The organism is Paenibacillus sp. M-152 (assembly GCF_003856555.1).
In the GTDB taxonomy this organism is placed as follows: Bacteria; Bacillota; Bacilli; order Paenibacillales; family Paenibacillaceae; genus Paenibacillus; species Paenibacillus polymyxa_C.
Genome location: NZ_CP034141.1, coordinates 513,933 through 526,610 on the forward strand (window position 1 = coordinate 513,933; position 12,678 = coordinate 526,610).

A 12,678-nucleotide genomic window follows, 5' to 3' on the forward strand; every position below is an offset into this window, starting at 1 on the left:
TCTGAAGTACTGGACTCTAGGGGAGGGAGCGAAGGTGCTCTTCCCTGATTCGCAATCACATATGGTTAAGCACCCCAGAAGATACTCCGAATCAACACAAAGGAGATTAGAGCATGAATGTACTGAAGGTGCCGGCACGCACGATTGCCGTTTTCGTGCTGCCCTGCCTGTTGCTGTATACCTGTATGGTATTTGTTCCGATTCTGGTATCTGTGTATTGCGGGTTGCTGGATTGGAACGGAATTGCAGAGGCGAAGTTTGTGGGGCTGGCTAATTTCAAACGAATTTTTACAGCCGATCCAGTGTTCTGGCCGTCCGTGAAGCGGACGATGATGTTCGCTGTATTTTCCATGCTGGAAATTCCATTCTGTCTGCTGCTGGCCATTTTACTCAATCGTTATGTGCGTAAGGCAAATACATTGGTAACGATGTATTTTCTGCCGGTCATTCTATCGGTGGTCATTATCGGGCAGTTGTGGAAAACGATCTATAATCCGGCCTCGATGGGTGGGATGCTGAACGGTATTTTGATGGCGGTCGGGCTGGAAAGCTGGACACGCTCTTGGCTGACGGAACCGCAGATAGCGATGTATGCTCTATATTTTGTATCGTTGTGGCAATATTTTGGCTACCATTTGCTTATCCAGTTTACCGGTGTACAAAATATACCCAATGAGCTGTATGAAGCAGCTAAAATTGATGGGGCAGAAGGATTCAAAGCAGACCGTTACATTACGTTGCCACTCATTGTGCCTATTTTCAAAATATCTATTGTATTAGCCTTTATCGGGTCCTTGCAATCGTTTGATTTGATCTGGGTGATGACGGGTGGAGGACCGGCCCATGCGACGGATACAGTATCCACGTATATGTACAATATGTCCTTTTTATCTATGAAATACGGGTATGGCAGTGCATTGGCTTCGTTTCTCGTAGTAATCTGCTTGTCATTTACAATTGTGATAAATTTTGTTTTCAAACGGATCGAAAATAAGGTAAGCTAAAGGAGATGGGACTGTTGAACGCCTTGAAAAAAACGGGAGTCTTCTCCCTGTTGGCTGTCTTAGTGGTCACGCAGCTGTATCCACTCTTTTGGTTGTTGACCTATTCGTTGAAGACGAATGAAGAGATATTAAGTTCAAGCTTCTTTGCACTCCCTCAAGTGCCCCAGTGGCACAACTATCAGGAAGCCTATGAATCAGGGAGCTACTTGCGTTATTTAGGAAACAGTGTGCTGGTGACTGGGGTTACGATGATATTCGTCATTGTATTAAGCTCGATGACTGCTTATGCAATTACACGTTTTCGCTGGCGTTTCGGGGCTGTTGTACTGACGTTGTTTTTGGTCGGGATGATGATCCCCATGCAAGCTACACTGCTACCGCTGATGGTGATGTTTAAAAACGTCCATATTCTGAATACGTATTTCTCGCTGATTTTACCCTACATTGCTTTTCAGACACCGATTGCGGTCTTCATCCTATCCGGCTTTATGCGGTCCATTCCCCACGAAATTGAAGAATCCGCCTACATTGACGGAGCGAGCATTTATCGTATCTTCCGCAGTGTAATCTTACCCATCTCGATTCCGCCTATCATGACAGTGTGTATTTTAACTTTCATTAATATCTGGAATGAATACATTATGGCTGTCACCTTTATCTCGTCCGAAAAGCTAAAAACTCTCCCTTTCGGCGTTTATACGTTTGTCAGCCAGTATTCTGTGAACTACGGCAATATTGGTGCTTTTCTAGTTATGGGAGCCTTACCGGTCATTATTATTTATTTTGCCCTGTCCGAAAAAATCACCAAGGGCATGGTTGCAGGAGCGGTTAAAGGATAGGCGGCCGATGCGAAAGGAGCGCACGAGGCATGATGCGCCGTTTTCAATCCATTCAATACCGCTTGTTTGTTCTGTTCCTATTGAGCATGTCCAGCATTGTGCTGGCGGTCAGTCTATTATTTTACAACCGTACTACAGTGCAGTTCCATGATAAGATCAGCGAGCTTGCACGTAAAAATGTATCTCAGACAGCAGGACTGTTCGAATTGCTGCTCGACAGCTATAACAGTCTTTCCAAGTCGATCAGCAACAATATGGATTTGGTTCGTCTGTTGACGACAGATCATAGTGATTTACCTGCTGTCAATTACATCAATGAACGTACGATTACGAATATCCTTGGAGCCATCTACTATTCGCGGGAGGATCTAATCGGCATTCATGTCATCACAGACACAGGCAAGGTATACAATTATGGAAATTATATGAATGTCATTGATACTCATTACGAGCATACGGAATGGTACAGGGAAATTCGAAGATCGGCGGGCAAAATTGCATGGCTGGGTGTTTATCCTCACTCTGTCATCGACCAAGTGGAAACCAGACCTGTGTTTGCATTCGGACGGCAGCTCTATGATCTGGATGAACACAAGCCGATTGGTATTGTTCTGTTTGAGGCTGAACCACGTTCAGTATTGTCCGCTCTCCACAATTTGCGGCTGAGCAATAATAGTCAGGTATATCTGTTGGGCCATGAAAATCGAATTGTATCGGCTACTTCTTCTGACCCGCCACCAGATTTGCGAAATCTACAGGAACAGGTCCCGGAGGAGGATGTAATCGTAGATCGGAATAATGAGAAAGCTGTAATCGCTTCCAAACTTCTGTTTGCCGATTGGTCGGTGATTAGTGCGACACCCAGTGAGGATCTGAACGTAGAACTGGCGCAAAATCAAAGATACTTATTTATCGTGGCACCTATACTCATTATGGTGTCAGCGCTAATTGCGTCCATCGTCTCTAGGAGCATCTCCCATCCGCTCAAACGAGTTATTCGGGAAATGAAACGGGTAGAGACAGGCAATTTTCGTCACACAGTAAACACCGAATCCTATGAAGAAATCAACCAGTTGGCTACTTCTTTCAACCATATGGTAAGACAGATTGCAGAACTGATTGAGTTAGTGCGTATATCATCGGTCAGCGAAAAAAATGCGGAGCTGCACGCTCTACAGACGCAGGTTAATCCACATTTTCTATACAATACGCTGGATATGATCTATTGGATGCTGGATGAAAAGGGACAGGATCAGCTCGGTGAGGTGGTTCTCTCCTTATCCCATATGTTCCGTTACAGCAGTCACTGGGAAGAGGGAGCCGATGTAAGTCTTCGAGAAGAAGTAGAGCAAGTCGGCCACTACCTCACCATTATCCAAGCTCGGCTGGAGGGCAGGGTATCTGTTGACGTCAACATTGAGGAACAATGGTTGGATATCCGTTTGCCCAAAATGACCTTACAGCCGTTGATTGAAAATGCGGTGAAACACGGGCTGGAGCCTCTTCATGCAGATACAGGTGGCAAACTGCTCGTCAGAGCGGAGGAGTATGGCGGTGTATTGAGTCTGCATATCATAGACAATGGTGTAGGGATGGAATATGAACGATGGGAGGTGGTCCAGGTCGCTTTGGCAGAACCCGGCAAACAGGCGGGCAGCGGGCAGGCGGGAGGCATCGGCCTGCAAAACCTAAATTTACGGCTACGGCACATGTTCGGAGAAGAGTACGGCCTACGGATCTCCAGCACACCAGGGGCCGGAACGACAGTCACTGTAAGTGTGCCTCTGCCACAGAAGGAGGAAAAACATGAATATTCTGATAGCTGACGATGAAAATATGATTCGACAGGGGATTCGGCGCACTATTGGCCAAGCTCTACCAACCTGCGGCATTCATCTCGCTGCTTCCACCGAGGAAGCAGCAGGCATTCTGGCGGAGCATCCTGTGGATATTGTATTGACTGATATCCTGATGCCCGGTATGGATGGTCTGGAGTTCATGCGTATTTCCAAGCGAAAGCATCCTCATCTGCAGTGGGTTGTCATTTCGGCCCATTCCGACTTCCAATATGCGCAAAGAGCAGTAAAGCTGGGTGCCAAAGACTACCTGTTAAAGCCAATCGGCAAAAAGAAGCTACTGGAATGCATTGAAATGTTAGCAGCCGAAGCGCTCGTGGCCTCGCAACAGGCAAACGAGGGCAGGCTTCTTAAATCCAATATGGTTTATTTACGTGAAGCTGTTTTCCAACGTTATGCACTCGGATTGGATACGGGGAAGCTGGATATACAGCCTTTCGTCGAAAATTATCCAGAATTCCATCTTTTTATGGTTCGCATGGAACCTGATCACAAGCAGACACATTTGGAGCATTTTATGATTGAAAATGTACTGTCCGAGCTCATTGAGGCTGGAGGCAGCGGTTTTGTCGTCAGTCTAGACCGCCATAGTCTGCTGGGGATTGCAAGGCTAAGGGATGAAGCAGAGGCTGCACGGTTAGAGATGTTGCTTGAATCCCATTTAAAGCGTTATGTCAGAGTGCCTCTGCAAATTACACGTTCAGGTGTCCATCACAATTTCTCATCCATACCTGAAGAGGTGGCGCGACTAAGACGAACGCCAGAGGAGATTGCAGCCGCAGCAGCGGATACAGGAGAATGTCTCCGCAAGGGCATGCATACAGTTGATGTAGCATTGCAGTATATTCGGGCTCACTTTACAGAGGAGCTGTCACTGGAAAAAGTGGCCTCAATCGTATTTTTAAATCCAGTATATTTCAGCCAGCTATTCAAGCAAAAGACGGGACAAGGGTATAAGGATTACGTCATTTCCTTGCGTATGGAAGAGGCGAAGCGGCTACTAAATGATCCTCATCTGCGGCTGGCTGATATTTCCGAGCGGATCGGCTATCAAGATATGAGGCATTTTACACAGGTGTTTCGGCGCAAATGTGGAATGACTCCGACCGAGTATCGGCATCAAGGAGTTAAATAAGTTGGTATCAACGACCGAATGAAGGAAGTTCATCCAGCATCAGACTGTTTCAGGAGTAGAGCGGTAGAGCATCTACTCGGGAACAGTCTTTTTCGTGTCTCCAGCTTGTAGCAGTTCAACAAATTTGCGAGCTGCATTGGATAAATAACGATCCTTGCGCCATACGACGGCAGGCTGTGTGAAGGGGAATGGCTCCTTAATGGAGAGTGTGCGAAATCTGTCCCCGTATTCTTGTCCCAAGCCAGCGGATGGAATAATGGTAATTCCCATGCCTGTGGAAACGAGCGAGAGAATGGTCGATATTTCTGGACAGTCCAATACGACGCGCGGAATAAGATGGTGTTCCTGAAATTTGCGGATGACGGTTTCGTATAGTCCGTGTCCTTCTGTTCGGCGTCCCAACAAGAGGTCATAGCTGGCAGCTTCCTGTAATGTAATTTCCCCACTGGGATGGCGATCTGCCCATTCACACGGAAGAACCGCAACAAAAGAAACGCCCTCCAGTTCAATCGTATGGTACGATTTGTCGTCTACCGGAAGCAGCAGCAGGGCCAGATCGACTTTATTTTGATGCAGCAGCTCTTCCAGATGATGTGTGTCTCCGTGTCCTATTTTAACGTATACCTCTGGATAAACCTGATGAAAGTGACTGAGTTGTTCAGTAATCAGAGACATACAGGCGGATGACGTGCCTATGGCAAGTGTGCCGGTTACTCTGTTTTCAAACTCCCCAATTTCTCTACAGGTGTCCTCCATTTCAGCCAATAATCGTTTGGCGCGTGTATACAGTGTATATCCGGCCTCGGTAACTTCCCACTTCTTTCCTTCACGGTAAATCAGCTTTACACCAAGCTCGTCCTCCATATTTTTGAGTTGTTGACTCAGTGGAGGTTGGGCCATGTTGAGCGTTCTGGCGGCCTTGGTGATTTGCCCTTCCTCCACGATGACGCAAAAGTAATGCAGATGCTTCAAGTCCATTGGGGATTCCTCCTCATTTCTAAGCAACGCTTCGATTTGAATACTTTTAAAGTATGCATTACATATATTATATATATTTTTCGTGTGCAGGGAACGGGCGTATAATTTTTGACAGTAATGCATGGGTGAACATAAAACGATGGGGTGGAAGGAGGGGACATATGAAGAAAATCATTGTAGGAATATCGGGAGCGACAGGGTCAATCTTTGGTATCCGTATATTGCAACAATTACGGGAGGCTGGAGTCCAAAGCCATCTGGTACTATCCCCGTGGGCTATTGCCAACATTCCCTATGAGACAGGCTACACGGTGAAGGAAGTGGAGGCAATGGCGGATGCAGTCTACTCGTATAAGGATCAGGCCGCACGTATTTCTAGCGGCTCCTTCCGGGTAGATGGTATGGTCGTCGCTCCTTGCAGTATGAAGACTCTTGCCTCTATTCGTATCGGTATGGCGGACAACCTGCTTACCCGATCAGCGGATGTGATACTGAAGGAGCGAAAGAAGCTGCTGCTCATGACCAGAGAAACACCATTAAGCAGTATCCATCTGGAAAATATGCTGGAGCTGTCACGTATGGGCGTGATGATCCTGCCGCCGATGCCTGCCTTTTATAATCATCCTGCAAGTATCGAGGAATTAGTGGATCATATTGTTTTTCGCGCATTGGATCAGCTCGGTATTGTCACAACCGCAGCCAAACGCTGGGATGGGATGAAGCAGAATGACTCCAGGCTGCACCAGAATTGAGAAATCGAAAGACGAAGGAGAATGAATGATGGCTTATAAAGACTTTCGCGATTTTCTACACACCTTGGAAAAGGAGGGACAATTACTCACGATCAGCGATGAGGTAAAGCCGGAGCCGGACCTCGCAGCAGCTAACAGAGCATTAAACAATCTTGGAGATAAGACGCCTGCTCTCTTTTTCAACAACATCTATGGATATACGGATGCTCGTATTGCAATGAATGTGATGGGCTCCTGGCCCAATCATGCCCTCATGATGGGAATGCCCAAAAATACGCCGCTCAAGGAGCAGTTTTTTGAATTTGCCAGACGCTATGAACAATTTCCGGTGCCCGTGAAGCGGGAAGAAGCCGCTCCTTTTCATGAAGTCGAGATTACGGAGAATATTAATTTGTTTGATATTTTGCCGTTGTTTCGTTTGAATCAGGGGGACGGAGGGTTTTATTTGGATAAAGCAATTCTAATTTCACGCGATCTGGATGACCCGGACACCTACGGTAAGCAAAATGTCGGCTTATACCGGATGCAGGTGAAAGGCAAGAACCGTTTGGGCATCCAGCCTGTACCACAGCATGATATTGCGATCCATATCCGTCAGGCTGAGGAGCGTGGCGAAAATCTGAAGGTGGCTATTGCCCTCGGATGTGAGCCTGTGATTACAACGGCTGCTTCTACGCCGCTGCTGTACGATCAATCCGAATATGAGATGGCGGGCGCCATTCAGGGCGAGCCTTATCGTGTGGTCAAAGCGAAGGATGCAGATCTGGATCTGCCTTGGGGAGCGGAGGTCATTTTGGAAGGCGAAGTGTTAGCAGGTGAACGTGAGTATGAAGGCCCATTCGGTGAATTCACAGGTCACTATTCCGGCGGTCGCGCGATGCCAGTCATTCAGATTAATCGTGTATATCACCGCAAACAGCCTATCTTTGAGCATCTGTACATCGGGATGCCTTGGACGGAAACGGATTATATGATCGGTGTGAATACAAGTGTACCGTTGTTTCAGCAGCTTAAGGATGCTTTTCCTAATGAAATCGTAGCTGTTAATGCCATGTATACGCATGGGCTGGTCGCTATTATTTCCACGAAAACCCGGTATGGCGGCTTTGCGAAGGCTGTGGGAATGCGTGCGTTAACGACTCCGCATGGATTGGGGTATTGCAAGCTGGTGATTGTGGTGGATGAGAAGGTCGATCCGTTCAATCTGCCGCAAGTCATGTGGGCTTTATCCACCAAGCTTCATCCAAAGCATGATGCTGTCATTGTTCCTGGCTTGTCTATTTTACCGCTTGACCCCGGCTCTGATCCGGCAGGTATGACGCACAAAATGATACTGGATGCGACGACACCTGTAGCACCGGATATTAGAGGCCATTACTCGCAGCCGCTTGATTCCCCGCTGGGTGTAGCGGAATGGGAGAAAAAGTTGAGCCAAATGCTTCGCTAAATATTTTTAAAAACAAAGAAAGATTAAAGGAGTGCTGACAAATGCATATTTGTCCCCGTTGTGAGTCCAATCGTTCAGAAGTCGTTTCCCATTCGCCGGTTAAAGGTGCCTGGGAGGTTTTGTTGTGCCCTGTATGCCTGTTCACATGGCGAACCTCAGAACCGGATAGCATTACTGATCCAGCAAAGTATAAATCGGCGTTCAAGGTAAACCCCCAAAATATTCCGGATGCTGCTCATGTTCCTCCTATTCCAGAGCGGATATAGGGTCGTTCGTAAGTAGCCGTAAATTATGGTATTTTGAAGTTATAGGCCAAATGTAAAGGGGATTATACTTCATGCAGACGCCAAGGATCGGTAAGGAGCTGTTCACGCTGCTGAACGGCAAGGAGTTGGAGCACAAGCAACAAGAAGCAATGATGCTGTTGACGGTTACAGAAGATCAGTGGCCGCACATAGCGATGATTAGTGTGGGCGAGGTTGTAGCGCTGGACGAGGGGAATTTGCGTCTGGCCCTATGGCCGGGTACGACCACGACAGGCAACATGATCCGTACTGGGAAGGCAACGCTTGCGGTGTTCACCGGGGGAAAGGCGCATTATGTGCGGTTGTCGCTGAAACATCTGCCTGCTTTACCCGGAGCCAAGCATGTACGTGAGCGATTTGCGGCCCATGTTTTTGCAGCCAGAGAAGATTCGGCTCAATATGCGGATATCTTGACAGGTGTCACAATTCGCCTCAAGGAGCCGGAATCGGTGATCCATCGCTGGAAAGAGACGGTGGCAGAGTTGTTGGTATAAAGCTATCTGATTATGACAAATCATCTTTGTAATTACCAAGTTTACCGTTAAAATAGATGCAAGGGAATAAGCGCTTACAAGGAGTCAGGTTGAGCTTGTTGGAACAGGAATTAGAGCGTAAGGGGAAGCTTGTTTCTTTTGAAGGAAAATAGGAGGGATGAAAATGTCTCGTTTTGACAAGGTAGATCAGCTATTGCAACGATTCTTAGCGAATGGGCCGGCAGGGTGTGGTTGTGCCATTGCACAAAATGGTCAAGTGTTGTATGAAGGGTATCATGGATATGCTGATGTGGAAACTCGGAAACCGATTACTGAAGATACCGTGTATCGCTTGTTTTCTATGACAAAGGTCGTTGTATGTGCGGCTGCACTTATGCTATACGAACGCGGACAATTTTTATTGAATGAGCCTTTGTATGAATATTTACCTGAGTATCGTAATTCGTATGTATTCAAAACTGCTCCTAACGGACACACCTACATTGATAAGGCGGATAACCCTATTTTGATTAAGCATATATTCAATATGAGTGCAGGAATTCCGTATGCTTCTGAGTTTTCAGAAACAGGAAAAGCTATGCATAAGGTCATTACAGCATTAAAGGAAAAGCAGGGGAAATATGACCTGCGCACAGAAATTAAAGCGCTTTCCGAAGTTCCGCTTGCATTTGAACCAGGAACACGATGGTTATACGGATATGGCCACGATCTTGTTGCTGGTCTTATTGAAGTTATTTCAGGTAAATCATTAGGGCAATTTTTGAAGGATGAAATCTTTGATCCGCTTGGAATGAACAATACAGGTTACCGTTATCGTGGAGATATTGAATCGCGGATGGCTTCCATGTATCAACGGACAGACGCCGGAAAACTTGAAAAAATTGAGGGTTTCCTGGATGAATATCATCAGCCAGATGCTATATATGAAGGTGGAGGCGCAGGTTTATATTCGACAGTCAAAGATTACCTCACATTTTCACAAATGATGTCAAATGGCGGCACGGTAAACGGTGTGAACTTATTGGGGAGAAAAACCATTGATTTAATGCGTACAAATCATCTGAATACAGCTCAACTATCGGATTTCACCAATTCATACCATACAGGTTATGGCTATGGGCTGGGTGTACGAACGTTAATGGATAAAGCGGCTGGGCATGCAAACAGCTCGATTGGAGAATTTGGCTGGACGGGAATGGCAGGCACCTGGGTTTCTATAGATCCGAGCGAACAGTTCTCCGTCGTTTATATGCATCAGCTTGATCCCAATATGGAAGAGTACCACCATTTAAGAATTCGTGCAGCAGCTTACAGCTGTCTGTAAAAGTACCGATTCTAGTTAATAAGGACCAAATTTTCTCTAAAGTCTAAACTATTCTTTTCCATATGACGACATAAAACGTAGGTGTAGGGATTTTGCGAAATCCTTAATTTTTAGCTTTGAAATGGGAGGGAATTAGATTTTGAAGAATAGATGGTCCGGTTTTCTGGCGTTGGTCATCCTGATTTCAAGTTTTACATCATATGCAGGGTTTGCATCTGCAGCAGAAGCAGTGCTTTCCAAGATTGTCCTTTCGTCTAACGAGGTAACTTTGCAACAGGGGGATACAGCTGCGTTGACGGCAACGGCTGTTTATAGCGATGGGACAACCTCAAATGTAACCGTAAGCACAGATTGGAAAAGTGATAATACATCTATTGCTACGGTGTACAATGGTACAGTTTCAGCCAAAGCTGAAGGGGAAGCCACTGTGATTGCGACCTATAAGGAGAAGGTACAATCCGTTCAGGTACATGTAACGAAAAAGGTTAAGGCGCTGACATCCAATGTACAAAGCCTGAACTTGCGTTCAAGCGGTACAGGACAGATCAATCTGACAGCGACTTACAGTGATAATACAACAGCTCAGGTTTCAGGTGATGCGACCTGGACTTCGGATAATCAGAAGGTAGCGACTGTAGTCAACGGATTAGTTACTGCTCAGGGAGCAGGTTCAGCTAATATTAAGGCTGTATATGGACAACAGACCGTAACGATTGCTGTACAGGTAGAGCAGGTTAAACGGCTGGATGCCAGTACATCAGAGGTTTCTCTTTTGTTAAAAGATACGGAGAAGGTTAAATTGACAGCCACGTTCCCGGATGGATCGACTCAGGATGTTACAGAGTCTGCCGAGTGGAGCTCCAGCAATACAGCCGTGGCAGATGTTCTGAAAGGCACTATTACCGGCTATAGCACAGGGAAGGCGACAATCACAGGTAAATATGGCACGATGTCCGCTACGATTGCGGTGGATGTGGATCAGACGAATAAGCTGAAAGCCAGCGAAACCAATATTTTTCTCCGTTTGGATGAATCAAAAAAAATACAGGTATCTGCTGTGTACCCGGATGGTACGGTAACAGATATCACAGATAAAGCTGCTTGGACATCAAGCGATGAAAAAATTGCAACAGTGAATAAAGGAACGATTATGGCCATTGGAGCGGGGTCGGCTACAGTGACCGCTAAGTACGGAGATAAGACGGTTTCGATCAAGACAGATATTGAAACCTCTAGATTTCTGGATTTAAGCGAGGACAAGCTGAGCTTGAATGCTAAGGAATCCAAAAAGCTCAAGCTGACCGCAACCTATGTAACAGGGACGGAAGAAGATATCACAAGTAAAGCAGAGTGGAAGTCCAGTAATGAAGATATCGCTTTTGTCAGCGGGGGAGAAGTCACAGGTTATAAAACAGGTGAGGCAACGATCACAGCTTCTTATGGCGGCAAAACAGCCACAGCTACCGTATCCGTAAACGTACCTGGTGATCTATCTTTGTCCTCTAAAACGGCAACGATAGATATTAATGAGGACTATACTGCGACTCTGACGGCTACTTATGCGGACGGGCGTAAGGAAGATGTTACAAAGGATGCAGAATGGACTTCAAGTGCGGAAGATATTGCTTCTGTGTCCAAGGGAACGATTACGGGTAAAGCGGCCGGTAAAGCGGTTATTACCGCAACCTATAACGGCAAAAAACTGACGATAAACGTACAAGTGGGCCTTGTAGACCGTTTGGAAACAGACTCGCGCGTAATTGCACTCGGTGCTCAGGAAACGAAGCAGCTGAAAGTATCAGGCGTTAAGAGTGGCGGTACAAAAACAGACGTAACCAAGGACGCCACTTGGACTACTAGCAATGTAAAAGTAGTTGAAGTTAGCGAAGGTTTGATCAAAGCTAATGCTAGCGGTAAGGCAACGATCACTGCTTCATATGGCAAGCAAACCATTACATTTACGGTAGAAGTAGACGTAGCGCAAAAGATTGAAGCGGATGCCATTGCGTTATCACTGAAATCCGGGGATCAAAAAACGATTGCGATTGTGGTTAAATCCAGTGATGGTAAAGAAAAGGATGTTACAACTCAAGCTGAATGGAAAACGTCCAATTATAAGGTAGCCACCGTCAAAAAGGGTCAGGTTACCGCGGTCAGCTACGGTAAAGCTAACATTCAGGCGAAGTTCGGCGGTAAGGTGATCAGCGTGCCTGTTGATGTTGATACGCTTAAATATCTGCAAACGGACAAAGTCGCCTTGACTTTGAAGGCAGGGCAGCTGGCTAAGGTTACGGCTACAGCCACGTATAAGGATGAGTCGGAGAAGGATGTTTCCAAGCCGGCTGTCTGGTCCTCATCCAGAATTATCGTTGCGACCGTCAAAGACGGTAACATTAAAGCACAGGGTAAAGGCAAAGCTGTAATTACAGTAAAATATGCTGGTAAAATGACGAAGGTACAGGTAACCGTTCAGTAATCTGTAACCGACTGAAAAGAAAAAGAGCAAGCATACGTCTAGGGACGGCATGCTTGCTCTTTTATTCT

11 protein-coding genes are annotated in these 12,678 nt (G+C 46.3%); 10 read left to right on the forward strand and 1 reads right to left on the reverse strand.

Annotation, left to right across the window (positions count from 1 at the left end; translation table 11 throughout):
* Window positions 1-113 precede the first annotated feature (113 nt).
* From EGM68_RS02340 to EGM68_RS02355, 4 genes are read left to right on the forward strand one after another with little or no spacing between them, the layout of a single operon-like run.
* Complete coding sequence (locus tag EGM68_RS02340) at window positions 114-1,004, forward strand: carbohydrate ABC transporter permease (protein WP_019685896.1); 891 nt, start codon at window positions 114-116, stop codon at window positions 1,002-1,004.
* A 5-nt stretch (window positions 1,005-1,009) separates the two neighbouring features.
* A complete protein-coding gene (locus EGM68_RS02345) occupies window positions 1,010-1,843 on the forward strand; it encodes a carbohydrate ABC transporter permease (protein WP_481855062.1) in 834 nt (277 codons plus the stop codon).
* 29 nt (window positions 1,844-1,872) lie between these two features.
* Window positions 1,873-3,669: a sensor histidine kinase gene (locus tag EGM68_RS02350; protein ID WP_129548585.1), complete on the forward strand. Its 1,797-nt coding sequence runs from the start codon at window positions 1,873-1,875 to the stop codon at window positions 3,667-3,669.
* Window positions 3,650-4,834, forward strand: coding sequence for a response regulator (locus EGM68_RS02355; protein ID WP_013369031.1), 1,185 nt, complete (start codon window positions 3,650-3,652; stop codon window positions 4,832-4,834). Before EGM68_RS02350 ends, EGM68_RS02355 begins: the two co-directional genes overlap by 20 nt.
* Before the next feature lie 72 nt (window positions 4,835-4,906).
* Here EGM68_RS02355 and EGM68_RS02360 read toward each other — a convergent pair whose 3' ends face one another.
* Window positions 4,907-5,812, reverse strand: coding sequence for a LysR family transcriptional regulator (locus tag EGM68_RS02360; protein ID WP_040102323.1), 906 nt, complete (start codon window positions 5,810-5,812; stop codon window positions 4,907-4,909).
* A gap of 161 nt (window positions 5,813-5,973) precedes the next feature.
* Here EGM68_RS02360 and EGM68_RS02365 point away from each other — a divergent pair, with 161 nt between their 5' ends.
* From EGM68_RS02365 to EGM68_RS02390, 6 genes are all read left to right on the forward strand, one after another.
* On the forward strand, window positions 5,974-6,564 hold the full coding sequence (locus EGM68_RS02365; RefSeq protein ID WP_129548586.1) for a flavin prenyltransferase UbiX: 591 nt from the start codon (window positions 5,974-5,976) through the stop codon (window positions 6,562-6,564).
* A 28-nt stretch (window positions 6,565-6,592) separates the two neighbouring features.
* Entirely contained in the window at window positions 6,593-8,011 is a 1,419-nt protein-coding gene (locus EGM68_RS02370) for a non-oxidative hydroxyarylic acid decarboxylases subunit C (RefSeq protein ID WP_129550280.1), read from the forward strand.
* A gap of 41 nt (window positions 8,012-8,052) precedes the next feature.
* Entirely contained in the window at window positions 8,053-8,277 is a 225-nt protein-coding gene (locus EGM68_RS02375) for a non-oxidative hydroxyarylic acid decarboxylases subunit D (RefSeq protein ID WP_129548587.1), read from the forward strand.
* A gap of 71 nt (window positions 8,278-8,348) precedes the next feature.
* Window positions 8,349-8,810, forward strand: a complete 462-nt coding sequence (locus tag EGM68_RS02380; protein WP_013369036.1) for a hypothetical protein — start codon at window positions 8,349-8,351, stop codon at window positions 8,808-8,810.
* A 163-nt stretch (window positions 8,811-8,973) separates the two neighbouring features.
* Window positions 8,974-10,134, forward strand: a complete 1,161-nt coding sequence (locus EGM68_RS02385; RefSeq protein ID WP_025675772.1) for a serine hydrolase domain-containing protein — start codon at window positions 8,974-8,976, stop codon at window positions 10,132-10,134.
* Window positions 10,135-10,273: 139 nt separating this feature from the next.
* A complete protein-coding gene (locus EGM68_RS02390; protein WP_129548588.1) occupies window positions 10,274-12,610 on the forward strand; it encodes an Ig-like domain-containing protein in 2,337 nt (778 codons plus the stop codon).
* Window positions 12,611-12,678 lie beyond the last annotated feature (68 nt).